Source organism: Thioalkalivibrio versutus (genome assembly GCF_001999325.1).
GTDB classification, from domain to species: Bacteria; Pseudomonadota; Gammaproteobacteria; order Ectothiorhodospirales; family Ectothiorhodospiraceae; genus Thioalkalivibrio; species Thioalkalivibrio versutus.
On the sequence record NZ_MVAR01000018.1, the window covers coordinates 17,631 to 42,732 of the forward strand.

General features: G+C 64.3%; 24 protein-coding genes. 13 read left to right on the forward strand and 11 right to left on the reverse strand.

What is annotated here, in order from left to right:
* Positions 1-7 precede the first annotated feature (7 nt).
* Genes B0684_RS06625 through B0684_RS06640 form a run of 4 tightly spaced genes read right to left on the reverse strand, consistent with a single transcriptional unit; the run spans position 8 to position 4,736 of the window.
* Positions 8-727 (reverse strand): hypothetical protein, encoded by a 720-nt coding sequence (locus B0684_RS06625; RefSeq protein WP_018176094.1) that lies wholly within the window; start codon positions 725-727, stop codon positions 8-10.
* 28 nt (positions 728-755) lie between these two features.
* Positions 756-1,841, reverse strand: coding sequence for a sugar-transfer associated ATP-grasp domain-containing protein (locus tag B0684_RS06630; protein WP_026304766.1), 1,086 nt, complete (start codon positions 1,839-1,841; stop codon positions 756-758).
* Positions 1,842-1,875: 34 nt separating this feature from the next.
* Entirely contained in the window at positions 1,876-3,711 is a 1,836-nt protein-coding gene (locus B0684_RS06635; protein WP_018168171.1) for an ABC transporter ATP-binding protein, read from the reverse strand.
* Entirely contained in the window at positions 3,711-4,736 is a 1,026-nt protein-coding gene (locus B0684_RS06640) for an NAD-dependent epimerase (RefSeq protein ID WP_018176093.1), read from the reverse strand. The genes B0684_RS06635 and B0684_RS06640 overlap by 1 nt, the downstream gene beginning before the upstream one ends.
* A 385-nt stretch (positions 4,737-5,121) precedes the next feature.
* Here B0684_RS06640 and B0684_RS06650 point away from each other — a divergent pair, with 385 nt between their 5' ends.
* From B0684_RS06650 to B0684_RS06660, 3 genes are read left to right on the forward strand one after another with little or no spacing between them, the layout of a single operon-like run.
* A complete protein-coding gene (locus tag B0684_RS06650; RefSeq protein ID WP_018168403.1) occupies positions 5,122-6,252 on the forward strand; it encodes a polysaccharide export protein in 1,131 nt (376 codons plus the stop codon).
* A 2-nt stretch (positions 6,253-6,254) separates the two neighbouring features.
* Positions 6,255-6,698: a low molecular weight protein-tyrosine-phosphatase gene (locus B0684_RS06655; RefSeq protein ID WP_077276996.1), complete on the forward strand. Its 444-nt coding sequence runs from the start codon at positions 6,255-6,257 to the stop codon at positions 6,696-6,698.
* A gap of 22 nt (positions 6,699-6,720) precedes the next feature.
* A complete protein-coding gene (locus B0684_RS06660; RefSeq protein WP_018168405.1) occupies positions 6,721-8,901 on the forward strand; it encodes a polysaccharide biosynthesis tyrosine autokinase in 2,181 nt (726 codons plus the stop codon).
* 366 nt (positions 8,902-9,267) lie between these two features.
* On the opposite strand, the gene B0684_RS06665 is transcribed toward B0684_RS06660, so the two are convergent.
* From B0684_RS06665 to B0684_RS06680, 4 genes are all read right to left on the reverse strand, one after another.
* On the reverse strand, positions 9,268-11,358 hold the full coding sequence (locus tag B0684_RS06665; RefSeq protein WP_026304765.1) for a YjbH domain-containing protein: 2,091 nt from the start codon (positions 11,356-11,358) through the stop codon (positions 9,268-9,270).
* Positions 11,359-11,375: 17 nt separating this feature from the next.
* Positions 11,376-12,140: a capsule biosynthesis GfcC family protein gene (locus B0684_RS06670; RefSeq protein WP_018168407.1), complete on the reverse strand. Its 765-nt coding sequence runs from the start codon at positions 12,138-12,140 to the stop codon at positions 11,376-11,378.
* Positions 12,141-12,157: 17 nt separating this feature from the next.
* On the reverse strand, positions 12,158-12,697 hold the full coding sequence (locus tag B0684_RS06675) for a YjbF family lipoprotein (RefSeq protein ID WP_026181998.1): 540 nt from the start codon (positions 12,695-12,697) through the stop codon (positions 12,158-12,160).
* 147 nt (positions 12,698-12,844) lie between these two features.
* On the reverse strand, positions 12,845-13,177 hold the full coding sequence (locus B0684_RS06680; protein ID WP_018176092.1) for a hypothetical protein: 333 nt from the start codon (positions 13,175-13,177) through the stop codon (positions 12,845-12,847).
* Positions 13,178-13,450: 273 nt separating this feature from the next.
* On the opposite strand from B0684_RS06680, the gene B0684_RS06685 reads away from it, so the two are divergent.
* Positions 13,451-13,903, forward strand: coding sequence for an RT0821/Lpp0805 family surface protein (locus B0684_RS06685; protein ID WP_018144014.1), 453 nt, complete (start codon positions 13,451-13,453; stop codon positions 13,901-13,903).
* 126 nt (positions 13,904-14,029) lie between these two features.
* Here B0684_RS06685 and soxB read toward each other — a convergent pair whose 3' ends face one another.
* The 3 genes from soxB to B0684_RS06700 form a co-directional block, all read right to left on the reverse strand.
* Positions 14,030-15,838 (reverse strand): thiosulfohydrolase SoxB, encoded by a 1,809-nt coding sequence (gene soxB / locus B0684_RS06690; RefSeq protein ID WP_018176091.1) that lies wholly within the window; start codon positions 15,836-15,838, stop codon positions 14,030-14,032.
* 110 nt (positions 15,839-15,948) lie between these two features.
* Positions 15,949-17,391 (reverse strand): M48 family metalloprotease, encoded by a 1,443-nt coding sequence (locus tag B0684_RS06695; protein ID WP_018168411.1) that lies wholly within the window; start codon positions 17,389-17,391, stop codon positions 15,949-15,951.
* 55 nt (positions 17,392-17,446) lie between these two features.
* On the reverse strand, positions 17,447-17,800 hold the full coding sequence (locus tag B0684_RS06700) for a hypothetical protein (RefSeq protein ID WP_018168412.1): 354 nt from the start codon (positions 17,798-17,800) through the stop codon (positions 17,447-17,449).
* A gap of 198 nt (positions 17,801-17,998) precedes the next feature.
* Between B0684_RS06700 and B0684_RS06705 the strand changes: the two genes are divergently transcribed.
* The 9 genes from B0684_RS06705 to B0684_RS06745 all read left to right on the forward strand — a co-directional run bounded on the left by B0684_RS06705 (position 17,999) and on the right by B0684_RS06745 (position 25,098).
* Positions 17,999-18,328, forward strand: a complete 330-nt coding sequence (locus B0684_RS06705; RefSeq protein WP_018144010.1) for a rhodanese-like domain-containing protein — start codon at positions 17,999-18,001, stop codon at positions 18,326-18,328.
* Between the two features lie 136 nt (positions 18,329-18,464).
* The gene (locus B0684_RS06710; RefSeq protein ID WP_018144009.1) at positions 18,465-18,695 is read left to right on the forward strand and encodes a sulfurtransferase TusA family protein; all 231 of its coding nucleotides are present in this window, start codon (positions 18,465-18,467) and stop codon (positions 18,693-18,695) included.
* A gap of 187 nt (positions 18,696-18,882) precedes the next feature.
* Positions 18,883-19,557, forward strand: coding sequence for a 4Fe-4S dicluster domain-containing protein (locus B0684_RS06715; protein WP_017941141.1), 675 nt, complete (start codon positions 18,883-18,885; stop codon positions 19,555-19,557).
* 43 nt (positions 19,558-19,600) lie between these two features.
* A complete protein-coding gene (locus B0684_RS06720; RefSeq protein ID WP_018168413.1) occupies positions 19,601-21,007 on the forward strand; it encodes a heterodisulfide reductase-related iron-sulfur binding cluster in 1,407 nt (468 codons plus the stop codon).
* A gap of 23 nt (positions 21,008-21,030) precedes the next feature.
* Positions 21,031-22,059, forward strand: a complete 1,029-nt coding sequence (locus tag B0684_RS06725; protein ID WP_018168414.1) for an FAD-dependent oxidoreductase — start codon at positions 21,031-21,033, stop codon at positions 22,057-22,059.
* Positions 21,998-22,870: a hypothetical protein gene (locus B0684_RS06730; protein WP_018168415.1), complete on the forward strand. Its 873-nt coding sequence runs from the start codon at positions 21,998-22,000 to the stop codon at positions 22,868-22,870. Before B0684_RS06725 ends, B0684_RS06730 begins: the two co-directional genes overlap by 62 nt.
* Positions 22,871-22,919: 49 nt before the next feature.
* Positions 22,920-23,636, forward strand: a complete 717-nt coding sequence (locus B0684_RS06735; protein WP_018144005.1) for a 4Fe-4S dicluster domain-containing protein — start codon at positions 22,920-22,922, stop codon at positions 23,634-23,636.
* A complete protein-coding gene (locus tag B0684_RS06740) occupies positions 23,629-24,540 on the forward strand; it encodes a CoB--CoM heterodisulfide reductase iron-sulfur subunit B family protein (RefSeq protein ID WP_018144004.1) in 912 nt (303 codons plus the stop codon). The genes B0684_RS06735 and B0684_RS06740 overlap by 8 nt, the downstream gene beginning before the upstream one ends.
* A 111-nt stretch (positions 24,541-24,651) precedes the next feature.
* Positions 24,652-25,098 (forward strand): biotin/lipoyl attachment domain-containing protein, encoded by a 447-nt coding sequence (locus tag B0684_RS06745; RefSeq protein WP_018168416.1) that lies wholly within the window; start codon positions 24,652-24,654, stop codon positions 25,096-25,098.
* Positions 25,099-25,102 lie beyond the last annotated feature (4 nt).

The window sequence follows — 25,102 nt, forward strand, 5'->3', positions numbered from 1 at the left end:
TTGCGTCTCAGGCGCCGGCGGTGCGCATCAAGCGCAGGCTGGAGCGTGCCCGGCGTGCGAGCTCCAGGAGCGGCCCCAGGCGCGAATACTGGATTGCCCGGTTCGACTCGCGCGAGAAGCGGCAAGGCTGGCAGTGACCACAGGGCCGGCCCAGGATCGGCGAGTGGCAGAACCAGGATTGTTCGAGCAGGGGCAGGAAGCCCTTGGCCTCGGCATCGAACTTCATCGCCTCCTTGGTTACTGACAGCAGCGGGAAGCGGTAGTACTGGAACAGCTCCCAGGCGAAGTCGTCCTCGCGAAAGCGGTAATCGCCGCACTGCGGATTGCGGAACAAGCGTTCCTGCAACTCGGTTCCGGCCTCGTGACCGGTCAGCGACAGTTCGAGGTCACGCAGGCCCTCCTGTGCGCACAGTCGTGCCAGCCAGTCGTACTGGGTACCCACATGCACCTCGCTGGCCAGGCGCTGATAAAGCGTGGTGATGTCCGGGCTCGCGAGGATGTCGTCGCGCAGGTAGACCCGGACCGGCGCGACCCGCCCGCGGGCTTCCGGGCGGGACTCCAGCCCTGCCCGGATGGTGGCCATGGCGCGCAGCTCGTGGACATAGGACTTGCGTCGCGGGTCCAGGACATAAATCGGTTGGACCCGGTGCTGGCGGTGCAGCGCCAGGTCCAGAAGGCGGTAGCTGGAGTCCCAGCCACCGGTCCACAGCAGTTTGATCGTGTGCATGACGTCCTCGTGATTGCGGCTGGCTGGGTTAGCGCGGATAGCCCTGTGGGACCGAGGGCAGCAACGGGCCAAAACAGGACTCGTTGCGCGACCAGGCCACTTGCTCCGCATTCCATTCCAGGATCACGGGCTTGCCGTCGGCCTGGATGCAGACGTCCCAGCCGATGAAGCGCAGATAGGGGATGCGGCGGTGGGCGTTCAGGCAGAGCTCGCGCACGGCGCCGAAGTTGGGGATCCGCAGGCCTTTGACGTCAGTGCCACTGTCCGGGTGGACCGAACCGATGCTGACGCAGACCGGGTCGCGCAGGTGGCCATCCAGCCAGCCTCCGCCGTCCACGCCGACGAAATAGCCGCCGGTGGAGACGTTGTCGGTGCGCTGTCCTTCGCGCCCGAGGCGCAGAAAGTGGTTCAGGATGCGCAGCTCGCCGGATTCGGGATCGAGGAAGGTCAGGACCCGCAGGGTGTTCACCGAACTGGCATTGATTTTCGCGATATCGGCGTGCTGCTCGATCAGGGGCTGCACGATGCAGTTGCCGGGAATCCGGGAGAGTTCCTCGGCGACGCGGTCGGCGGGCGCAAAGGTCACGCCGAGGCCCTGACGCCCCTCGTCGGGCTTGAGGACGTAGCTCTTGTCGTCTTCGAGACGGGCGAGGGCGGCAGCCAGCGGTTCCGGTGTGCCCCGGGCGTCCAGATACTGGCCACCCACGCGCACGAAGATGGGCGGTACGACGCTGTCCGGGAACAGGCGGGAGTCCATCGTCTTGAGTCCGCTCAGGCGGCGGATGTCCTGGCGGTTCCACAACGGATTGAGGTGTTCGGTGTAGTAGTCGTCGCCGATCCAGCCCTCGATGAACTCGCGGCGGACCTCGGTGTAGGCCGCCAGCCATGGCCACCAGGAATCGCTGCCGTAGGTTTGAGCGGCGTAACGCTTGATCTGTTGTAGGACCGGGCGCGTCACCACCGATTCGCCGTGCGCGCGGATCAGCTTTTCGCGCCACTGGATCGCGATCTTGCGCGACTTCTGCAGGTGGCGCAGGTGCACCGCACGCGCAAGGGTGCGCGCGAGGCGTCCGCTGTTCTTGATCTGCAGGGGCTGGGATTGAACGTGTGTCACGGGCATTTCCTCGGTTTGCATCGGCACGCCGGCTTCAGCAGTGGGTGCCGGAGGGCGCAGCGTCGGTAATCGACTGGACCGGAGACTCGGTCGTCCCGGGTTCGGTGACCAGGTCGTCGAAGCGGCCCACTGACGTGAACGAGCCGCGCTCCAGATGGGCGACCTGATCGCAGGCCCGCACGGTGCTCAGACGGTGGGCAATCAGGATGATGGTCTTGCTCTGCGCCAGGGACTCGATCGCCTCCATCACAGCGCGCTCGGTGGTGGTGTCGAGGGCGCTGGTGGCCTCGTCGAATACCAGGACATCGGGGTCGTGGTAGAGGGCGCGGGCGATGCCGATGCGCTGGCGTTGACCGCCGCTCAGGCGCACGCCGCGCTCGCCGACCATGGTGACGTACTGCTCCGCCATGTCCTGGACGATGAAGTCGTGGACCTGCGCCATGCGGGCGCAGCGTTCCACCCGGTCGTGGTCGATTTGTGCGGCCGGGATACCCAGCGCGATGTTTTCGGCCACGGTCGAATCCGTCAGGAAGATGTCCTGGGGCACATAGCCCAGGGACTGTTGCCACGCGCGCAGGTTGGCATCCGTGACGGGCTGGCCATCCACCAGGATGGCGCCCTGGGTCGGCCGTAGCAGGCCCAGAAGCACGTCCACCAGGGTCGTCTTGCCGGACCCGGTGGTGCCGATGATGCCCACCGAGCTGCCAACCGGGATTTCCAGATCAATGGACTGCAGGGCGGGCTGGTGGGCGCCCGGGTAGGTGTAGTCGATGCCCTTGAGCTGGATGGTCTGGCGTGGGACCAACGGCTGCGGTGCACGTCGATGCAGCTCCGCGAGGGCCTCGCGTTCACGCAGGTCGGCGGTCACGCTTTCCACCGCCGCAGCGCCGAAGCGCAGTTTGGCGAGGCCGGCGTAGATGTGCTGCGCGGCGGGCAACAGGCGATAGCCGGCAAAGGCATACAAGCCGATGATCGGGAGGATCTCGCCGAGGGAATCGGTACCCGTTCCGCCCTGGGTGTGCAACAGGATCAGGGTCAGCGCGATGATGCCGCCGAAGCCGATCGCCTCGATGAGGAATTTGGGGACCTGGGCGATGGTCTGGTTGGTGGCCTGGTGCCGGGCCTGGCGCTTGGACGGCGCGTCGAAGCGCGACAGGTAGGCGTGCTCGCGGCCCAGTAGCTTGATGTCCTTGATGCCGCCTAGGGCCTCGCCGGCGGCGGTGAAGCGCTCCTTGTTGGCGCGCGAACGATCGCGCCCGATGCGTCCGAGCAGGCCGCGCACGAACACAAAGATCGTGCCGTACACGCCGCCAATGACGACCGCGACTCCCAGCGCCAGCCACGGGTCGACGATGACGAGCAGCGCCGCGATGGCGAGGGTGACCACCAGGTAGGCCACCATGGTGATCCCGGGGCGGAAGACATTGAGTACCAGCTGGTCGACCTCCGAGAGGATGCTTTTGGCCATGTCGCCGCTGTGGCGATTCAGGAAAAATGCATACGGCTGGCGCAGGTAGGTCTCCAGGAGTCGCTTGCCGAGGCTGTGGCGGCGCATCTCGATGAAGCGGTTCATCGCAAAGTGCGTGAGTGTGCGAAACACCGCCGAGAACAGGATCAGTGCGAAGGCTGCGGCGCCCAGGGCAAAGATGAACTGGTCCACCGAGGTGAAGCCCAGCCCGGTGTAGAGCTGGTTGAGCACGGGGTTGGTGTGGACCAGTTCGGGGTTTCCAAGCACGGACAAGAACGGCATGACCGACGCCACGCCGGCGGTTTCCAGTATCGCCATCACCATCACCATGCCGAGCACCAGGGCGCCCCGCCGTCTCTCGGCCGGGGTGAGCAGTTGCAGGGTCTTGCGGTAGATGCCCATCAGGCGGCCGCCCGGTAATACCCCAGGTACCAGTCCACGAAACGGGCGATGCCATCCTCGACGGTGGTGGTTGGTTCGTAGCCGGTATCGGCGCGCAGGGCCTCGACGTCGGCGTAGGTATCCGGCACGTCCCCCGGCTGCAGCGGCAGCAGGTGCTTCTGGGCCTTGCGACCCAGGCAGTCCTCCAGCACCTCGATGTAGTGCATCAGCTCCACCGGACGGTGCGCGCCGATGTTGTACAGGCGATAGGGCGCGGAACTGCTCGCGGAGTCCGGGGCCGCGCCACTCCACTCGGGGTTCGGGGCCGCGGGCCGATCCAGGGTGTGGATCACGCCCTCGACGATGTCGTCGATATAGGTGAAGTCGCGCCGGTGGTGGCCGTAGTTGAAGACGTCGATCGGCTCGCCCGCCAGGATCTTCTGCGTGAACAAGAACAGCGCCATATCCGGGCGGCCCCAGGGGCCGTAGACAGTGAAGAAGCGCAGCCCGGTCACCGGCAGATCGTAGAGATGGCTGTAGGTATGCGCCATCAGCTCGTTGGCCTTCTTGCTGGCGGCGTACAGGCTCAGCGGGTGATCGACGTTGTCGTGCACCGAGAACGGCATGGTGGTGTTGGCGCCGTAGACCGAGCTGGAACTGGCGTAGACCAGGTGCTCGACGCCGTTATGCCGGCAGCCCTCCAGGATGTTGCCGAAACCGACCAGGTTGGTGTCGACATAGGCCGCCGGGTTCTCCAGCGAATAGCGCACGCCGGCCTGGGCCGCCAGGTTCACCACCCGCTGCGGCCGGTGCTCGCGGAACACCCGTTCCACCGCCGCTCGATCGGAGATGTCCTGCTGTTCGAACACGAAGTGCTGACGGGCGGCGGGGAAGGCGCGTATGTGATCCAGCCGGGCCCGCTTCAGGCTCGGGTCGTAGTAGTCGTTCAGATTGTCGACACCGATCACGGTGTCGCCACGTTCCAGCAGGCGCAGAGCCAAATGGGAGCCGATAAAACCTGCCGCGCCGGTGATCAGGACTTTCATGTCGCCTTTCCCTCGTCGGATGAATGGCGGCTGTTTCCGGACCACAAGCCCGCTGTACGGGCGGTGTGATGGAGGTCCGGGACAGTCGCAGATGGACGGAACGCGATGGATTCAAGCACCCCCATTCAGGGCCCTGCAACGCCGTTTCCGGGAAACGTGAGGTCGATCCGCCGAAGCTGTGAACAGGCCCGTAAGTTTCGTGTTTGGGCGTTGTCCCCCGGGGGGGGTGCGCCGATATTCTGCGCCAGTTCGGCGACGATCCTGCTCATTCGTGACAGGGTCACCCCGCTTGAGGCCCAAGCCGCCCGGGGTCGCCACGATCACTGGAAGCCCCGCAGCTGCTGGCACGGCAGGCGTTGCGGTAATGCGCGAAAGAGGATGATCCATGAACGAGACAACCCCCATTCGCTGGGCCCTGTCGCTGGTCACGCTACTGGCGCTGAGCGGTTGTGCCTGGGCACCTGGCGGGCATATCTCCGAGCGCAGCTCGAGTGCCCCGGTCGAAGATCTGGTCGACATTGAACCGATTACGTTCGGTCTGATCCGGGCGCAGGAGCAGCGCTCGGTACCGCCGGACCTGCGTCGGGCGAGCGATGATTTGGTGCGGGACGTCGACGAGTACGACTACCGCGTGGGTCGTGGCGATGTGCTGGCGGTCATTGTGTATGAGCACCCGGAGCTGACGATCCCGGCCGGGAGCGAGCGGTCGGCGGTGGAATCGGGCAACACCGTGCATTCGGACGGCACGATCTTCTATCCGTATATCGGACGGGTGCATGTGGAGGGGCGCACGGTCGCGGAGGTGCGCGATCTGATTGCGCGCGACCTGGCGGCCTTTGTGAACGAACCCCAGGTCGAGGTGCGGCTCGCCGCGTTCAACTCGCAGAGGGTCCGGGTGACGGGCGAGGTGCGCGAGCCGGGTGTGCAGCCCATTACGAACGTCCCGCAGACGGTGCTCGATGCCATCCACCAGGCTGGTGGTCTGGCGGACACGGCCAACTGGCATGAGGTGATCCTCACTCGGGACGGGGAGGAAATCGTCGTCTCGCTCTACGAGATGCTGCGCCATGGGGACATGTCGCAGAACCGGCTGTTGCGCGATGGGGATGTCCTGCACATCCCGGACACCGCCGGCCAGCAGGTCTATGTGATGGGCGAGGTGGGTGATCCTCAGCGCCTGCCCCTGGGCCGTGGTCAGGTCACCCTGATGGATGCGCTGAGCCAGGCTGGAGGCTTCAACGAAACCCGGGCGGATGCCAGCGGGATCTTCGTGATCCGCCGTGCACCACCCGAGAGCGACAAGCTCGCGACCGTCTATCAGCTGGACGCGCGCAATGCCTCGGCACTGATGCTCGGGGCCGAGTTCGAGCTCGAACCGCTGGACATCGTCTATGTCACCACCACGCCCCTCGGGCGCTGGAATCGCGTGATCAGTCAGATCCTGCCCACCGTGAGCGCGGTCTATCAGGCATCGCGGACCACGCGAGATGTTCGAAACCTCAGCGACGACTTCTAGCCATGTTCAATCGGATTCTTGTGGTTTGTACTGGCAACATCTGCCGCAGCCCCATTGGGGAAGCCCTGTTGCGTAATCGTTTGCCCGATCGCGCGGTGGAATCCGCCGGCCTTGGGGCCCTGGTCGGGGAGGGCGTTCACCCTGAAGCCCGGCGTCTCGCCGAGGCCGACGGCCTGGATGTCTCGGCACACGTAGCGCGTCAGGTGGAGCCGGAGCTCCTGCATCACGCCGACTTGGTGCTGGTCATGAGCGAGCGGCAGCGGCAGGCAGTGGGGGCGCGCCACCCCGAGGTGCTGGGCAAGACGATGCGCTTCGGTCACTGGCTGGAAGATGGCCGGGGCCGTGATGTTCCTGATCCCTATGGCAAGAGCCCCGAGGTATTCGGGCAGGCACATGCCCTGCTCGTGGAGGCTGCCGACGCCTGGGCGCGGCGGCTCAATCGATGATCTTCGACACAGGTAAATCCCGATGACCCAGAATCATTCTCCCGGGGGACCGGAAGGCGAACTGGATATTGGCCGACTGCTCGGTCAGTTGCTGGACCACAAGTGGTGGATCGTGGCGATCACGGTCCTGTTCGCAGTGGCGGGCGCGATCCATGCGACGCTGTCGACTCCGATCTACCGGGCCGATGCGCTGGTGCAGGTCGAAGACATGGGGCGTTTCAGCAGCCCCCTGGCCAACGTGCGTGAAATGCTGGGGCAGGAACCCCGGGTCGAGGCCGAGCTACAGATCCTCCGCTCGCGCATGGTCCTCGGACGCGCGGTCGACCAGGAGTCGCTGGACCTGGTGGTGCGCCCGCACCGCATGCCCGTGGTGGGGGACTACCTGGTGCGGCGCGGCATGGAGCGCCCTGCCTTTGCAGGTTCGAGCGTCTGGGCGGGCGAGTCCCTCAATGTTGGCGACTTCCGGGTGGCCCGTGCATACGAGGGACACACCTTCACGCTGGAGGTCCTGGATGACAACCACTATCGCCTGTTGGGCGGCGATCGCGACCTGGGCGAGGGCCGGGTCGGCGCGGACGTGGAGTTTCTTGATGGCGACGTGCGGCTCCGGGTGGCCGAACTGGAGGCGGCCCCTGGGGCCCGCTTCGATATCCAGAGGCGTTCCCGCCTGGCCGCGATCAATGGCCTGCGCGCCCAGTTCGATGTCGGACAGCAGGGTCGGGAGAGTGGCGTGTTCAGCCTGGCCCTGACCGACCCGGACCCGGACCATGCGCGCCGCATCCTGAATACAATCAATCAGATCTACCTCACGCAGAACGTTCAGCGCAAGGCGGCCGAGGCGGAGAAGAGCCTCGAGTTTCTGGAGGAGAAGGTTCCGGATGTTCGCGAACAACTGCAAACGGCCGAAGACGCCCTGAACGACTACCGGATGGAGCGCGAGAGCGTGGACCTTTCGCAGGAGACCCGTACCGTGCTGGACCGGCTGGTCAACCTTGAGCGTCAGCTCAATGAGCTGGAGTTCGAAGAGGCGGAGATATCCCGGCGGTATACGCCCAGCCATCCGACCTATGCGGCACTGATCGAGAAGCGTCAGAAGTTGCGAAGCGAGCGCGACCGGTTGAATGAAGAGATCGGTGCGCTGCCGGAGACCCAGCAGCAGATCCTGCGCCTGAACCGCGATGTCGAGGTCAATCAGGACATCTATGTGCAGTTGCTGAATCGCATGCAGGAAATGGATATTGCCCGGGCCAGTACGGTCGGGAATGTCCGCATCCTGGACGATGCGCAGGCCGGCCTCTCGGCGGTGGAGCCGCAGCGCAGGATGATCGTGATGTTGTCCACGGTCTTTGGCGGTGGCCTGGCCATTGCGCTGGTGCTGGTCCGCGGGATGTTGACGCGCGGTGTGGAATCCCAGGAAGAGATCGAGGGTATCGATCTGCCTGTGTACGCCAGTGTTCCCCGGTCGCGGCAGCAGGAGAACCTGCTGCGCAGGGTCAAGCGGCGTCGTCAGCCGCGCGGCTACGACGTGCCGGGTGGCGTGCTCGCCTCCCTTGACCCGGCCGACGACGCCATCGAGGCGCTGCGCGGACTGCGCAGCAGCCTGCACTTTGCGATGCTCGAAGCCGGAGACAATCGCCTGGTGATCACCGGGCCGAGTCCGGATGTCGGCAAGAGTTTTGTATCGGTGAATCTTGCCGCGGTCTGTGCTCAGGCGGGACAGCGGGTCCTGGTCATTGATGCCGATCTGCGCAAGGGGCATGTGCATCATGCGTTCGGGCAGCGCAGTGACGGGGGCCTGTCGGAGTATTTGGCCGACCGCGAATCGCTGGACGGGATACTGCGAGGCACCGAGATCGATGGGCTGCACTACATCGCCCGTGGGAGTGCTCCGCCGAATCCGTCGGAGCTGCTGATGGGGGATCGTTTCAGCCGTCTGCTGGAGCAAGTCAGCCGCGACTACGACTTGGTGCTGATCGACACGCCCCCGATCCTGGCGGTGACCGATGCGGCCGTGGTGGCACGTCAGTGCTCGACCACCCTGATGGTCGTGCGTTTCCAGCTGAATCCGCTGCGCGAGATCGAGTCGGCCCGGAGGCGTCTCGAAGCGGCCGGGGTCGACGTGCGCGGTTGTATCCTGAACTCGATCGAGTACAAGGCCTCGACCAGTTACGGGTACGGTTACTATCACTACTCCTACAAATAGCGCTTCCTGACAAGGATTGGCGATCGCGAACGCGCTAACCCGAGGCCCCGGCTCTTGCCGGGGCCTTTTTGTGGCAGGGCGGGTCGCCGGAATCGATTTCGGTCGTGTAGGTGCAGAGGGTCGGTATCACCGGCCTCGCGAGACTCCGTGAAGGCCGAACTCAAGCGCAAACGGGGGAGGGTGGGCATTCAGAAGGCCCGACATGGGAATCGACGGCCTGCCCGGCTGGCATCCTGGCACGGGCCCCGCGCCGCCAGGGGTTGTGCATGCGGCCGGGCTGAGGCTGGACTGGTCGCTGCCAGCGCAAAGGGCGGCGGGTCTGGTGGAAGCGGTATCCGGGCCCCGAGGGACCCGGATACCTAAGAGTTATCGCCAGGTGGCGTCGGGCTCGTCCCAGTAGCGACCGAGTTGGCGCTCCTCGGTGATGTCGAAGAGCTGATGGCGCCGGTTCAGGCGCGCCCCACCGTCGCGGGTCAGCGGCTGCCAGGCGATGTTGGCCCGGTTGCGGCTGGAGGTGGAGAAGAATGAATCGTAGGGGATCGACAGGTACAGACCCTTGTCGAAGCTGCCTTCGCCGAAGTCGTCGCCGGCGTCGGTGAAGGTCGACCAGGCACCAACCACCACGCCATTGTCGAACTGGCGCGAGAAGTCGAGTGTGGTCCCGAGATCCCCTGCGAGATAGCGGCCTACGCTGACTCGGGCATGGATGTCCTGGATACCGGTATCGAGGTAGGAGGTGACGTGCCCGGTCACCTGTTCATAGTCGCGCAGGCCGAACTGCTGGTCGAACTCGCGCTGGCGGACCCAGTTGGCATCGACCCCCAGGGCCCAGCGGCTGTTGAACGGCCGGTACAGGATCTCGCCCCCGATGCCGGCGTACATGGTCTCCAGCAGGCCGCCGTAGGCCATTGCGTACCAGTCCTGGCCGAGACGCTGGGTATGGGTGGCTTGCAGGTTGGAAATTCCCACATCGGTCTCAGCCAGGTAGTCCCCGATGTGCGTGCGCACGCGGGGCAGTTCGGAATCGGCGATGTAGTCATAGTTCTCCAGGTTGTCCAGCAAGGTGGTGGAGAGCATCGACGAGATCCAGGTGCCCTGGCTCAGGAAATAGCTGGCGTCCAGGTAGGCCGAGAGGCGATAGAGATAGCCATCCGGTCCGCCAAAGTTCTGCTCCAGCGAGGGCCCCATGCCCCATTCGAACCGGCGCGGTTCGGCTGCGTAGAGCACCTCGCCGCGATCGTTGTCGGTGGGCTTGGCATCGCGTACCCGCACACTGTGGCGGTAGTCGGTTTCGTGATCGGCCGAAGCCAGGGCACGGCCGAAAGCCTCGCGATCGTGCAGGCTCTCGCGCAGATCGAGACCGAGGGTCTGCCAGCGATACTGGAAGGTATGAATGCCAGCTTCGGCCTGGGCTTCCAGCAGGCGGTTGGCGCGCCCTTCGGACTGCTTCAGGTCGCGGAAGCGGCTGGGCTGGCCGGTCACCTGAATGGTGTCGCCGACCTGGCGAATCTCGGTCACATGAATCCCGGCGTTGGCATTGAGGTCCGCGGCGACCGCGTCCCAGTCGCGGCGGTCGAGATGCGCGGGTTCGACCGGGGGTGGATCATCGGCCTTGGGCTGCGAGAGTCGAGCCAGATTGGTCGTGAAGTGCAGGCCGACCATCGCGGTGTTCCCGCGCTGCCAGCCGGCATGCAGTTCCACGTTGCTGGTCAGGCGCAGGCGGGCGCCAAAATTGAAGCGCGAGTCCTGTTCCTGGGCATTGCTCTGGGGCTCTTGTTGATAGGTGTTGCCCTCGTACTCGACCTGCAGCAGCAGGCGATCCCAGGGGGTCTGGTATTCCACCCCGCCGAACAGCGCGGCGGGACCGCGGAACATCTGGTGCGTGGCGACTTCGCCCCCCTGGCCGCCGCCGGCGGACCGCGGGCGGCGGTCGAAGCTGTCGTGGATCCAGCCCAGCGGCGATTCGATGTCTCCGTGGTTACCGAGGTAGCCCCAACCAAGCCCGAGGGAGAAGTCGAGGTTGTTCCAGCGTTTGTTCGCGACCAGATATTCGCCGCCGAACAGGGTCGTGCCGCCGAGATCCTGAAAGCCCACGGCCACCTCCGGGATGTACCGGGTCTCCTGCTTCAGGCGCAGCTTCATGTCGACGCCCTTGTCGATGTTGTAGCGGTCAGCATCACCGGCCGCGAGGTAGGCCCGGTTTTCCACCTGGACGTAGCGGAAGCCCAGTTCCATCCAGTCCATGGGCTGGACGAAGACACTCCAGCGGCGATAAGGGAAGGTGCGATTCCAGCCTCCCGCGAAATGGCCGGCATCGCCGGTGCGGGCTGTCGGGGTTTGCATCAGGCCGATGCCACCGGTGTCCCGCTGGCCCAGGCCGAGTCCGAAGTCCTCGGCCTGGGCGGAGGGAATGCCCAGGCCGACGAGTACGGCGGCCACCAGGCTGCGGCGGCGCAGGCGCGAAGCGGTAATGTTCATGGGAGGGTCCGTAATGTGCAGTTGTCACCCGGCAGGCGAGTGGCGAGAAAGCGCGGCAGACGATGGTTGAGCAGGTCCCCCTCCAGGGTGCCTCCAAGGTCGCGGATGTTGAGATGGGCCATCACCCGGGTGCCGGGGGCGATCGTACTGTCTTCCCTGTTCCAGGCCGCGACCCCGAACACATGGACTTCGCCAAGCGGTGTCACTACGGCGGCCGTATCAGAGCCGCGCACCGCGGCGCGTGGCGGACGTGACAGGAGGTCCTGCAAGGTCATGCCCGGGTCCCATTCGTGGCGCTGAGCGCCGTCCATGGACCACAGCTCCACCCAGTCGGGCGGGTCGCAGTAACCGATATGTTCCAGGTCCGTCGCCGTCGGGGCATGCCGCAGGTTGGCCAGGAGCCAGGGCAGATCGAGACGTTCCGCGCTGCGCGCATGGGGGGTGGGCTCCATCGACTCGACCGTACGGCTCCAGTTGTCCAGCGCGTGCGCGACGTGCGGACGCCCGGCGATGTCCATGGTCTGTGCGATCAGTTCAATCTCGGCCAGTAGCCGCCTGCGCTCGTGGTCGACCGCGCGCATATCGCGGCTGCGCAGGCCAAAGCTGTAGCCCCAGTCGATTGGCGCGGACAGCTCGCCTTGCCAGGCCACCCAGTGATCGGTGAGCGGGGTCTCGGCGGGCGAACGGTCGGCCAGGCCCGCGGACGGAGCCGCGGCCAGCAGACACAGGGCCAGCCAAGGGAAACGGATAGGGTGTTGCATCAGGCCTCCTGCCGGGGCTACCACCAGGGGCGAGCCACCTGCCAGGCGATCATGGGGCCACCCGGCCAGGCCTGGCCGTCGTATGCCCATAGATCGCGGGTTTCGGGGTCGCGCCAGAGTTCGGCACGGGTAGTGCCGTCCCCTTGCCAGTCGATTCGCTCGCGGCAACGCTCGAGCTCCAGGGTCGCCAGGGGGAGGTCCCGCGCCGAGGGTGCGGCGCACTCGAGGGTGCCCTGGCCGACGTGGCGCACCACGGTTCCCGAGTCATCCCGGACATGGCGTTCGATCCGGTAGCCTGCGGAGGCCTCGCCGCGCCATGGGGGCGTTTCCAGGTCGGGGTGGTGGGTGCCAAGCAGGTCGGCGCCGAGGCCGGCGGTGGCAAACAGGCCCCCGTCGTGCAGTTGGAGCGACAAGCCCTCGGCACTCGGCCAGTACGTGTGTCCATTGGACATCGCTCCGAGGATCAGCAGTCCCCGGTGATGTTCGGTGTGGACCGCGAGCGAGGCGTAGGGGATTTCCTCCGCGCGGGAAGACGCATCCGGACCACCGGATACCATGCTTTGCAGGGATGCCCCCAGCGGTGTGGGACCGCCACTACCGCAGGCCGTGATCAGGCTCACGAAAATTCCCAGGCCCAGACATGCGAAAGCCGCCCGGAGGCGGCCTTCGCGAAGGAAGAGCGGATTGGTCCGCATGGGCGTGCGTTACCGGGTGCCCGTGGCCGGGGTGGTACCGCTACCCGGAGTGGTGCCCGTGCCCGGGGTGGTCCCGGTGGACGCGATCAGGCCGACCAGGCGGCCGGAACGGGTGGCGATGCGCGAGACCGCGCCGGGTTCGGAGCGGGCCGCAGCGGAGATGCCGCCCGACGGGGAGCCGCCGGCGACCGGAGAGTTGGGGTTGCCCTGCGGGGCACTGGCGCTGGCGCCCGCACTGGTCCCAGCGGAGGGGCCTCCCGCGCCACCGGCCGACTGGGCCATCAGGGGGCTGGATGCGAAAACGCTGGCAACAATTGCAGTGGCGAATATCTTCTTGATCATGGTCACGTTCCTCACTTCACCGGGGGTGTCGTTTACCGAGGGACAGTGTAGGAATGGATGTCCGCCGGGAACAGCGGACGGGGTTGATTCTGAGAGGTGAATGGGAGGTTTCGCGCACGTGTCTTGAACCAGTTGGAAATTTTGCCTCCTGGAGGTCACATTCGTGGGTGGTTCCTGTCCCGCGGACCCTTTCACGAAGCGTTCAGCTCGGCCGGTCTAGGCTTAATGGCGAGACCGAATCGCGCAGCCCCTGGCCGCGCAATGGAGGCAGAGATGACAAAACTAGTGCTGTTCCTGGTGGCAGCGGGCCTGATTTTGCTGTTGTCGGGGTGTCAAACGGTGAGCAAGCAGCAGACGGGGGCCCTGATCGGGGGCGCGGCAGGCGGTGTTATCGGCAGTCAGATCGGGGGCGGGCGCGGGCGTACTGCGGCGATTATTGCCGGGACCCTGGCGGGTGCGGCGGTTGGCGGTTCGGTGGGGCGGAGCATGGATGACGTAGACCGGATGCGCGTGTCGCGTACGCTGGAGACGGTCCCGGATCGCCAGAGCTCGACCTGGCGCAACCCGAATACCGGGCATCAGTACCACGCCACACCGACCCGGACCTACCGCTCCTCGGGGCAGGACTGCCGCGAGTACCAGGTGCAGGCCACCATGGACGGCTACCCCGAAACGATTAACGGCACGGCCTGCCGTGATGCCAGCGGGCGCTGGGTGGATGTTTAGATAGAACCCCTGGGGCCCCGGGCGACTTGTCCGGAGGCGGGTCACCCGGAAGACGGCCACAAAAAAGCCCCGCATGAGCGGGGCTTTTTCGTTCCGGGGTTGCCCCCGGAAGGGGGTGCGAACCGATCAGGACCTGCGGTACATGTCCTCGGTGGTCGGGACGTAGCCGAGGTTGTCCTCGCCGATGCCCTTGACCTTCGGTTCGTTGAGGTCGCTGATGCGCACATTACCGTCCTGGCTGCGCAGGTAATCGGCGACGCCGTCCCAGATGTCGACCCCGACACCGCCGGGCACGCTCTGCTGCACGCTGGCCCAGCCGGCGACGACGTATTCCTTGTCGGCGTCCAGCTTCCTGCCGTCCAGTTCCATTTCGGAGATCCGGTTGCCGGCACTGGCGCTCGGGTCGATGGCGTACTTCAGGCCGCCGACACGGACCATGTCGCCGCCCTGCTGGTAGAACGGATCGGCGTTGTACAGGTTGTCGGCCACGTCTTCCAGGATCTCCTTGATCTGGGCACCGGTAAAGGCGTTGCGGGTCATCTCCGGGTAGGTGAGGCCGGTCTGGTCCATCACGTGCTCGAAGGTGATCGGCATGCCCGGCAGCACGGTGGTGCCCCAGCGGAAGCCCGGGGAGAACGAGATCTGCGCATCGTTGTATTCAATCAGGCCATCGCAGATCAGCTGGTCGAAGGTGCCGTTGAAGTTGCCGCGGCGGAACAGCAGGTCCTCGGTGACCGCCAGTTCCTCGGACAGCTTCTCCTCCATGTTGAAGGTCTCGCCCTTCCAGGTGACCTCGCTGTTGCGCATGTTGTGGATGTAGGTCGCCATTGCCGGGTCTTCCGGCAGCATCTCGGCGAACACCGGCACCAGGCGGTATTCCCAGTCCTTGATTGCGCCGTCCCGGAAATCGAAGTCCAGCACGCCGACGAACTTGGCGTTGGAGCCGGCATTGGTGACCAGGCAGGTCCCGCCGTCGGGGCGCTCGACTGGCAGGGGCTGCGGCACGGCGTCATGGGTATGGCCGCCCATGATGGCGTCCAGGCCCTCGACCATGCCGGCCATCTTGATGTCCACGTCCATGCCGTTGTGCGACAGGGCAACGACGATCTCGGCGCCTTCGGCACGCGCGTCGTTGACCGTCTCCTGCATGTCGTCCGGACGGATGCCGAAGGACCACTGCTCGACCATCCAGCGTGGGTTGGCGATCGGGGTGTAGGGGAAGGCCTGGCCCACCACCGCCACGTTCACGCCGTTCATCTCGCGGATCACGTAGGGCTTGAAGATGCGGTCACCCCAGTCCACGTCGCGCACGTTCTGGGCGACGAAGTCGATGCCGGCATCGGCGAAGTCGCCGTTCACGATCTCTTCCACGCGGTCGGCACCGTAGGTGAATTCCCAGTGACCGGTCATGACGTCGATGCCCAGCAGTTTCTGTGCATCCACCATGTCCTGCGCGTTGGTCCACAGCGCGGAGCCGGAGCCGCCGCCCCAGGTGTCGCCGCCGTCCAGCAGGAGGGCGTTGGGTCGCGAGTCACGCAGCTTGTTGATCAGCGTCTTCAGATGCGCAAAGCCGCCTACGCGACCGTATTGTTCGGCCGCCTCCATGAAGTTCAGGTTGGTATAGGCGTGGGCGTAGATGCTGTCGCGTTCGATGTCGTAATGCTTGAGGAAGTGCTCGCTCACGATGTGCGGCGGACGGTTGCGCATGTCCGCCACGCCGAGGTTGACGTTCGGCTCGCGGAAGTACACCGGCTTCAGCTGGGCGTGGCAGTCGGTGTAGTGCAACAGGTGCACATTGCCGAAGCGATCCAGGGTGTCGTAGGGATCACCCGCAGTACCGCCCTTGTTGTTGCTGCAGGCGGCGGCGCCCAGGGGGAAACCGGCGGCGCTGGCGGCGGCCAGTAACTGCATGAATTCTCGGCGTGAGATGTGCATGAGGAGTTCTACCTCTCTTGTCCGGGTGTATTGGTGGTGGGTTTTCGGGCAGTTCTATGACTGTCGGTAGACGAATGGTCCTGCGGGAACATTCCCCGCGTGCGCGGTTTCTATCGCCGGTCCTCGCGCGCCTCGCGTGCGGTCTGTCGGGCCGTGTCGCGCTTGTCCTCGATGCGTTGACGGTCGCGCTCGCTGGCATCCGAGGCGTCCATCCCCGCCTCGAACTGGCGCACGGCCTCCTCGTACTGGGCGCGATGAAAGAAGTATTCGGCCATGGCCTCGCGGCTGATTGCAATATACCCGGCCGCGTCCGCGATGTCCGCCTGCAGGCGCAGGAGCTCCGGATTGGGGGCAGCCTCGCGGCGGATCATGTCGGACAGGATGCGAATGGCGCGGTCGGGCTGCCCGAGGTCCCGGTGGACCCGGGCCAGGCGTTCGCGGATCACCGGGTGGCCGGGGTACACCGCGTCCAGATCCTCCAGCCGTTCCAACGCCGCGCTGTGTTCGCCTTCCTCGCGCAGCAGTGCTGCGAACGCGAGTTCGAGGGTGAGTCCGGGGGCGTCCGCTGCATCGAGGCGTTCGAGCTGTTCGCGGGCGCGGCCGGGTTCTCCGCGTTCGAGATAGGCGACCGCCGCCCCGTAGCGCTGCTGGGGCGAAGGGGTGTCCGTTGCGCGGAAGCGTTCCAGGGTTCGCCGTGGATCCTGCAGCGCCTGCATGCGCGCCTGCATCCACTGGAATTCGGGGCCGCGGTTGCGGGTGTCGCTGGCAGCCATCTGGTTTGCGCGGTTGCGGGCGTCGGTGATCCGGTCGAGGGTGACCGGGTGCGTGCGCAGGTACTCCGGCACCTGGTCGCCGACCCCGCGCGAGAGTTCTTGCAGGCGCTCGAAGAAATCGGCCATCGCATTGGGGTCGAAGCCGGTGCCTTGCAGTATCTGCATCCCGGCACGATCCGCCTCGGCCTCGTTTGCGCGGGTGAAATTGATCTGTTGCTGGATGCCGCCGGCCACACCCCCGGTAATGATGGCCGAGCCCAGGGTCGGATCCACCGCCGAGGCAAGGATGCCCGCCAGGATGGCGAGGCCGGTGGTGAAATTGATGTCGCGCCCGCGCGCGAACATGCGCGCGAGGTGCCGTTGGGTAACGTGGGCGATTTCGTGTGCGACCACGGCGGCCAGCTCGGCCTCGTCGCGGACCTCCAGCATCAGACCCGCATGGATGCCGATAATGCCCCCGGGCATCGCGAAGGCGTTCACCTGGCTGTTGTCGATGGTCAGGAAGTAGAACGGCCCATCGGCGCTGGGTGCGTTGGCCAGCAACTGGCGTCCCAGGGAGTCGACATAAAAGACGATCTCAGGATCGGTCACCAGGGGGGCGCTGCGGCGGACTTCGCGCAGCAGGGAGCGGCCGAGCTCGCGTTCTTCCGCCGGGGTCAGTACGCCGCCGGAGGCCTCGCCCAGGTCGGGCAGGGAAACGCCACTGGAGTGGGCGGGTGGTACCGCCAGGCTCGCCACCACCAGAAGGGCGGCGAGCAGGAAATGGACAATAGAAGGCATGCCGCGAGGGCCGGCGGGCGCCGGCCCTCTGGTGTGGGCATGCCGGGGGCGGTCGTTACTTGCCAAGCCCCGGGGCCGACGAATAGGTGCGCATGCTGTCGCGGGTTTCCCACAGCTTCGGCTTGAGCATCGCCGCAGGCACCATGAACTTCTTGCGATCCAGCACCTTGTGGGTGCGGACAAGTTTGATCACGTCGTCATAGTCCATCTTGAACAGCAGGCCCACGTCGCCGCCGGAGGTGCGCCGCGCGATCATGTAGTTGTCCTGCATGTCGTGCACGTAGATGTTGGCAGGGCGCAGCTTGCCGTTCTCGTCTTTCAGCGTGACGGCATAGTGGCCGTCGACCTGGAATTCGCTCTTGTCCACCGGGATATCCTCCGCGAAGCAATGAAGCTGATGACTCTGCATCAGCGTTTTCTTAAGCGTGGGCGACGATAGCAGAACTTTTCGTCCCGGGCGACCATCCACCTCTCCTCGCTTGGTCTTGTTTGCATTTCCGATCGGTTTCGCTATGCTCCGCGCCCACTCCTTGCGTAGAGCGGCCGCTGGTCAGTGCTCGCGCGACGAGTTCGGCACCCCCCGCAAGTGAGAGACCCGGAGCGCAGCGTGTACGGATTTACCGAGATCACCCCGGACGAACTGGAACAGTGGCGCAACGAGGGCAAGAGCTTTCGTTTGCTGGATGTGCGCTCGCCGGGCGAGACCGGTCGCGGCGTTATCCCGGGGGCAGAGCTTGTCCCGCTGGCCACTTTGCCGCTGCGCAAGGACGAGTTCACCGGTAGCGATGCGCCGGTGGTCATTTACTGTCAGAGTGGGGCGCGTTCCGCCCAGGCCTGCGCCTTTCTCGCCCAACAGGGCGTGGACTGTGCAAGCAGCCTGCGCGGCGGCATTGTCGGGTGGGCCCAGACCGGAAAACCGGTGGTAAGCCCGGATTAGAATTCGGTTGTATTCCGATGCCGATTCGCCTATAAGGGGGAATTCGGTTGATTACCGTTCGGTAATGGCTGCAGCGCACGGGGCCCAACCGGACCGCAGTACACGACTGATAAAACGCACTCAAAGGAGAGAAACGATGGCCAACTTTGACCAAGAACTCGATGCTTCCGGCCTGAACTGCCCGCTGCCGATCCTGCGCGCCAAGAAGGCGCTGGCCGCGATGGACGCCGGCCAGGTTCTGCACATCATCGCGACCGACCCGGGCGCCGTGAAGGACTTCCAGGCGTTTTCCAAGCAGACCGGCAACGAGCTGATGGAGCACAAGGAAGAAGGCGGCAAGTTCTACTTCCTGATCAAGAAGGGCTAAGGCGCTTCAAGTGCTTGATTCGGGGCGGCAATTCGCAAGGGTTGCCGCCCCGAATCCTGAATAACGATGGTTGCCATGCGGTAACTGGATTGGTGCCTGGACGAGGTCTAGGCTGGCTGCGCAAGGTTCACAAGAAACCTGCATCGCCTAAAGCGAAGAGGTGTGAGATATGGCGACATACGCTGAGATGCAGCAAATCTTCGACGATATTCGTGGAGATTTTCGCTACGACCACGAGCTTAACGGCTGCCTGAACTGCGGCATCTGCACGGCCACGTGTCCGTCCGCCCAGTTCTACGATTACTCGCCGCGCGAGATCGTGCAGCTGCTCTGGACCGAGAACGTCGAGCAGATCTACGACGCGATGCAGGAAAAGATCTGGGCCTGCGCCCAGTGCATGACCTGTGCGGCGCGCTGCCCGTTCAAGAACTCCCCCGGTGGCCTGGTCGCGATCATGCGCGAAGTGGCCATCAAGCACGAGATGCAGTCCGCCAAGGACGTGCTTCGTCCGTTCGGCCGCGTCATGCTCAAGCTGATCACCACGGGGAACCAGCTGTCTCCCGATATGATCCAGCCCGATCACTTCCCTGACTGGGGTCCCAACATCCAGAAGGTGGAAGGTGATCTGCGCATCCTGCGCAAGGCGATTCCGGTGAAGACGCTGCAGACGGTCGAGACCGCCTGGGAAGTGTCCCTGAAGACCTCGGTGGAGATGTACACCATCTGGGAAATGACCGGAGTCCTGAAGTCCCTCGAGCTGATGGACGAGAACCTCTTCGACGTGATCGAAGACTTCATCGACGAGAAGCGCGAGGACTACGAAGACTGGCTCGAGGAGCAGGAAGAGGAAGACGACGAGTAAGTCGTCCACCGATTCCCGCATCCAAGACATCAGGAGAAGCGTTATGAGTGAACAGACCCCAGGCAACCACAACCAGAATGGTGAAGGCGCTGGCGCCGGCACCATGAAGCCCGGTTCCCACAATACCGACGGGCAGGGCATCGCCGGTCACGGTTCGTTCTTCCAGTCGACCGATCTGTCGAAGGAAGACGCAGTCAAGGCCACCGACTGGGTGCGCAAGCACGTCGACCGCCGCACCGTCGACCTTGGCGACCGCATGGACGACGTCCGCGAGCACATGTACGAGCTCGAGAAGGACGGCCAGATCATCATTCATCGCATTAACGATGAACACGAGCCGATGTCGGTGAAGACCCTGTTCGGCTGGGATAAGAAGATCCCGACCAAGCAGCTTTGGCACCACAAGTCCTGTGGCCAGTGCGGGAACATCCCTGGCTACCCGACCTCGCTGCTGTGGTTCATGAACAAGTTCGACTTCGAGCCGGGCAAGGACTACCTCGACGAAACCGACCAGACCTCCTGCACCGCGTGGAACTACCACGGCTCCGGTATCGGGAACGTCGAATCGCTCGCTGCCGTGTTCCTGCGCAACTTCCACCAGGCCTACGTCTCCGGCAAGCAGCACGGCCACGAGCTGGGTCATTTCTTCCCGCTGGTGCATTGCGGCACCTCCTTCGGCAACTACAAGGAGATCCGCAAGTACCTGATCGAGTCCGCCGAGCTGCGCGAGAAGGTCACCAAGATCCTCGGCAAGCTGGGTCGCCTGGTCGACGGCAAGCTGGTCATCCCGGAAGAGATCATCCACTACTCCGAGTGGGTGCACGTGATGCGTAACCGTATCGCTTCCGAGCTGCAGACCATCGACGTCTCCCACATCCGCACCACCGCCCACGTGGCCTGCCATTACTACAAGATGGTCCACGAGGACGCGGTGTACGATCCGACCGTGCTGGGCGGCAACCGTACCGCGATCATCACCTCCACCGCCCAGGCTCTGGGTGCGCAGGTGATCGACTACTCCACGTGGTACGACTGCTGCGGCTTCGGCTTCCGCCACATCATCTCCGAGCGCGAATTCACTCGCTCGTTCACGATGGATCGCAAGATCCGCGTGGCCCGCGAGGAAGCCAACGCCGACGTGATGCTGGCCAACGATACCGGCTGTGTCACGACCATGGACAAGAACCAGTGGATCGGCAAGGCACACAACCAGAACTTCCAGATCCCGATCATGGCGGAAGTCCAGTTCGCGGCCCTGGCCTGCGGTGCGGACCCGTTCAAGATCGTCCAGCTGCAGTGGCACGCGTCGCCCTGCGAGGACCTGGTCGAGAAGATGGGCATGTCCTGGTCCGAGGCCAAGAAGACCTTCCAGGAATACCTGAAGGAAGTCGAAGCCGGCAATATCGAATACCTCTACAATCCTGAACTCGCTTACGGGGGCAAGGTCTGATGCAGCAAGATACCGTTCTAGTAGTGGGTGGTGGGCCGGCCGGTCTGGCCGCTGCCGCCAATGTCAACTCGGCCGGCTACAAGGCCGTGGTGGTCGAGAAGGAAGACGTCCTGGGCGGCGCCCCGATCCTGTCGGGTTACGCCAAGCTGGTGCCTTCCGGCGAGTGGGCCAAGGATGCTATTGGCCGCATGGTCAAGCGCGTGGAAGACGACGCCAACTCGACCGTGCACAAGAGCGCCAAGGTCGAGAAGCTGGAAGGCGAGGCGGGTAACTTCACCGCCACGCTGACCAACGGCGAATCCGTCCAGGCGGGCGCCGTGGTCCTGGCAACCGGCTTCACCCATTTTGACTCCATCAACAAGCCGGAGTGGGGCTTTGGCACGTATGAAGACGTGCTGACCACCACCCAGATGGAACAGATGGTGGGCAGTGGCAAGATCGCCTGCCCGTCCGACGGGCGTGTGCCGGAGCGTGTCTGCATCCTGCTGTGCGTGGGCTCCCGTGACCGTCAGATCGGTCGCGAATGGTGCTCCAAGATCTGCTGCACCGTCTCCGCCAACCTGGCGATGGAGATCAAGGAGATCTCGCCGGAAACCGACGTGTTCATCTACTACATGGACATCCGGACCTTCGGGCTGTACGAAGACAAGTTCTACTGGAAGTCCCAGGAAGAGTTCAAAACCAAGTTCGTCAAGGCCCGTATCGCGGAAGTGACGGCCTCGGGCGATGGTCGCCTGCTGGTCAAGGGTGAAGATACCCTGGTCAAGCGCCCGATCATCATCCCGTTCGATATCGTCGTGCATGCCATTGGCATGGATCCGAACGCCGATAACCCCGAGCTTTCCCAGGTGTTCGGTATCGGCCTCGAGAAGCACGGCTTCATCGAGAAGGCCGAGCAGTACACCAACACCTGTGGCACCACCCGCAAGGGGATCTACTCCTGCGGTGCGGCCTACGGTCCCGAGACGATCGACGACTCGATCGCCCAGGGTGCCGCCGCGGGTGGCCGCGCGGTTGCGGATCTGCATGCGCTGGTTCAGAAAGCCGGCTGAGGTCGTCAGCGACGAGGCGGCTTCGGGGCTGGTCCCGGAGCCGCTTGAGGTTACCTTTGACAAGGAGATCCTCGCGTCCAAGCTCTCCACCCTGAAAGGGGCCATCGCCGAAGCGGGCGGGGTCGATGGGTTGGAGACGTTCATCGAGGCCTTGCGTTCGAAGCATGAAGTCTTTGCGGCGATCGTGGCCAAGGGCGACGAGATCGATGCAGAGGATGTTCGGGCCCTTGGGGGGCTGGTCTTTTCGGTTCGCCGGAAACTGGTCACCCTGATGGCGGAACGGCAAGGGGCCCTGGTGGACGGGGTACGTGCCCTGGTCCGCCCGGATGTGGATGTCAACGACCGCCTGGCCGCATTCGCGGACCTGGCGGCGGATGACAAGAAGCTGCGCCGGGCGATCTGGGACTTCGGTGCCGAGATCCTGCATTTTGCAGATCCCGACGCCGTGCCACTGGCTTGTCGCTGGGTCTGGGATACGTCGACCACGACCGGGTCGTTGCGCGAGTTCATTCGCGCCAACGACACGCTGCGGTCGATCCCGATCGGGGAGTCGGTCGGTGCGATCGAGGGAGCGCGGCGCTGGTTTTACGAGGCGCTGGCGGAAGAGGGCTTTTACCGTGACCTGCCGTTTGTGACGGATCTGGTCTGGGTCCAGGCCTATTCGGACTACGCCCGTTCGCTATCGATGAGTTTAGGGATGATCGACAACCAGTTTGGTGGCAAGCAGGATCCGCTGGAGCTGGCGGTGAAGATGCTGGGGATCGATTCCCCGGAAGGTCGCCTGAAAGGAACCGATGCGTCGCTGCATTGAATAACGGAACGAACTTGAGCCTGGCAAGACAGGTTTTCGGAGAGACGTCATGGCAATACATGAAAAAGCACTGATCGAGGACGAACGACTCCAGCAGCACGACGAGCTGGTGGTCGACGGGGTGGATGTTTCCGGTCACTGGAACACCATGATTGCCCCGCGCACGGTTCGCGATTACGACGACGATTTCGAGACGAAGATTCAGACCTACACGGGTGCGGAGAATGTGCACCGCTGCTGGCAGTGCGGGTCCTGCACCAACTCCTGCACGATGTACGCGCAGAATGTGCAGTTCAATCCGCGCTACTGGATCTACCTGACCCGCCTTGGCATGAAGGAAGAGCTGGTCAAGGACAAGGACATCATCTGGCAGTGCGTTTCTTGCAACAAATGCACGAACATCTGCCCGAAGGACGTGAAGCCGGAAGGCGTGATGAAGGCGCTGGCGCACTGGATGGAAGAGGAAGGGATCACCGAAAAGACCCCGTCCAGCATCTTCGATGAAGAGTTCGCCGACCAGATCTACAAGACCGGCCGCATCGAAGACGGCAAGGTGATGCAGAACTTCTTCAAGAAGACCGGCCAGCCGCTTCTGCAGGAATGGCTGAAGGTGTTCGTCTTCCGAATGATGAAGCACCTCCCGGTGAAGCACCTGATGGCGATGGGCTTCAACACGATTCATACGCCGCGCACCAAGTCCTGGGGCAAGACCGGGGACGTGCTGAAGAGTTACGTGCGCGAACAGAAGGAGGCCGCTCATGGCTAAGGTTGCTTACTATCCGGGTTGCGCACTTGAGGGCTCCGGTGGGCCGTACGATCGCTCCACCCGCGTGCTGGTGAAGGCGCTGGGGCTCGAGATGGAGAACCTGCGGGACTGGAACTGCTGTGGCGCGATGGAGGTGAAGAACGTTCACCCCATGCTGCAGACCTACCTGTCCGCACGGAACATGGCGATCGCCTCCGAACAGATGGGCATGGACACCGTGATGGCCCCCTGTAACGGCTGCTATCACAACCTGAAGAAAGCCGAGTTCGAAACTGCCACGTCGGAAGACGCGATGAACACCGTGCAGGATCTTGCGCGTCAGTCGGATGACCCGGTCTACAGCGGCGACGTTCGCACCCTGCATCTGCTCGAGTGGCTGATGGAAGAACTCGGTCCGGAAGGCATCAAGCAGAAGATGACCAAGAGCCTGAACGGTATCAAGGTCGCGAACTACTACGGCTGCATGTACACCCGTCCGCGCCAGATCTTCCCGGAGAAGGACAATGGCCCGGGCTCCGACTCCAGCTATCAGCCGCACTTCATGGATGACCTTCTGGGCGCCGCGGGTGCCGTGAACGTCGAATATCCGTTGAAGACGTCCTGCTGCGGTGGTGCGCACACGTTGTCCGATTCCGATACCTCGACCCAGCTGGTGCTGAACCTGCTGCAGTCGGCGGAAGACTCCGGTGCGGAAGTGATCGCCACCGAGTGCCCGACCTGCCACTCCGGTCTGGAGATGCACCAGGTGCGTGCCGAGACCGAGTTCGGCATCAAGACCGATGTGAAGGTGTTGTACTTCACGCAGTTGCTGGGTCTGGCCATGGGTCTGTCTGCGCGGAAACTGGGCATTCACGAGAACGTGAGTGATTCGATTGGCCTGTTGAAGGAGAAGGGGGTCATTTGATCCCTGGACCCATGCCCGGCATGGCCCATCGATGAGTTTGGAAGACGGGCGCCTGGCGCCCGTTTTTTTGTGTAGGCACGGGTCCCCGCGGCCCCGGGAATGAGGCGAAACATGGATTGCAACGGCTGCGAGTTTCACCCTGAACTGTTCTACGACGACGAATTCCAGATCTGGCTTCGTCGCGAGGACGACGACACCCTGACCGTGGGGATGACCGACCTGTCGCAGACGATTGCGGGCAAGATCATCCACGTGCGGGTGCGGCGGCCGGGTACGCGGCGACCGCCGGGCAAGCCGGTTGCCACGATCGAAAGTGGAAAATGGGCGGGTCCGATCCCCAACTTCATCGACTGCAAGATCGTCGAGGGGAACGAGGAAGTGCTGGAAAACCCGGTGCTGCTGAATTCCGATCCCTACAATGCCTGGATCGCCCGAGTCGAGCCCACCAACGGGATCGAGGCCGCGCTGGAGGTGTTCCTGACCGGGGACAAGGCCGAGGAAGGCTACTGCAAGCGGGCCAAGGACGATGACATCCAGTGCCAGCGCAAGCTGCGGTGAGCGG

Excerpts from the sequence above, each read along its gene's own strand:
- B0684_RS06635 (WP_018168171.1), bottom strand. The coding sequence starts at position 3,711 with ATGGGCATCTACCGCAAGACCCTGCAACTGCTCACCCCGGCCGAGAGA.
- B0684_RS06640 (WP_018176093.1), bottom strand. The coding sequence starts at position 4,736 with ATGAAAGTCCTGATCACCGGCGCGGCAGGTTTTATCGGCTCCCATTTG.
- B0684_RS06745 (WP_018168416.1), top strand. The coding sequence starts at position 24,652 with ATGGATTGCAACGGCTGCGAGTTTCACCCTGAACTGTTCTACGACGAC.
- soxB (WP_018176091.1), bottom strand. The coding sequence starts at position 15,838 with ATGCACATCTCACGCCGAGAATTCATGCAGTTACTGGCCGCCGCCAGC.
- B0684_RS06695 (WP_018168411.1), bottom strand. The coding sequence starts at position 17,391 with ATGCCTTCTATTGTCCATTTCCTGCTCGCCGCCCTTCTGGTGGTGGCG.
- B0684_RS06655 (WP_077276996.1), top strand. The coding sequence starts at position 6,255 with ATGTTCAATCGGATTCTTGTGGTTTGTACTGGCAACATCTGCCGCAGC.
- B0684_RS06740 (WP_018144004.1), top strand. The coding sequence starts at position 23,629 with ATGGCTAAGGTTGCTTACTATCCGGGTTGCGCACTTGAGGGCTCCGGT.
- B0684_RS06685 (WP_018144014.1), top strand. The coding sequence starts at position 13,451 with ATGACAAAACTAGTGCTGTTCCTGGTGGCAGCGGGCCTGATTTTGCTG.
- B0684_RS06660 (WP_018168405.1), top strand. The coding sequence starts at position 6,721 with ATGACCCAGAATCATTCTCCCGGGGGACCGGAAGGCGAACTGGATATT.
- B0684_RS06680 (WP_018176092.1), bottom strand. The coding sequence starts at position 13,177 with ATGATCAAGAAGATATTCGCCACTGCAATTGTTGCCAGCGTTTTCGCA.
- B0684_RS06675 (WP_026181998.1), bottom strand. The coding sequence starts at position 12,697 with ATGGTATCCGGTGGTCCGGATGCGTCTTCCCGCGCGGAGGAAATCCCC.
- B0684_RS06735 (WP_018144005.1), top strand. The coding sequence starts at position 22,920 with ATGGCAATACATGAAAAAGCACTGATCGAGGACGAACGACTCCAGCAG.
- B0684_RS06650 (WP_018168403.1), top strand. The coding sequence starts at position 5,122 with ATGAACGAGACAACCCCCATTCGCTGGGCCCTGTCGCTGGTCACGCTA.
- B0684_RS06715 (WP_017941141.1), top strand. The coding sequence starts at position 18,883 with ATGCAGCAAATCTTCGACGATATTCGTGGAGATTTTCGCTACGACCAC.
- B0684_RS06670 (WP_018168407.1), bottom strand. The coding sequence starts at position 12,140 with ATGCAACACCCTATCCGTTTCCCTTGGCTGGCCCTGTGTCTGCTGGCC.
- B0684_RS06710 (WP_018144009.1), top strand. The coding sequence starts at position 18,465 with ATGGCCAACTTTGACCAAGAACTCGATGCTTCCGGCCTGAACTGCCCG.
- B0684_RS06700 (WP_018168412.1), bottom strand. The coding sequence starts at position 17,800 with ATGCAGAGTCATCAGCTTCATTGCTTCGCGGAGGATATCCCGGTGGAC.
- B0684_RS06720 (WP_018168413.1), top strand. The coding sequence starts at position 19,601 with ATGAGTGAACAGACCCCAGGCAACCACAACCAGAATGGTGAAGGCGCT.
- B0684_RS06625 (WP_018176094.1), bottom strand. The coding sequence starts at position 727 with ATGCACACGATCAAACTGCTGTGGACCGGTGGCTGGGACTCCAGCTAC.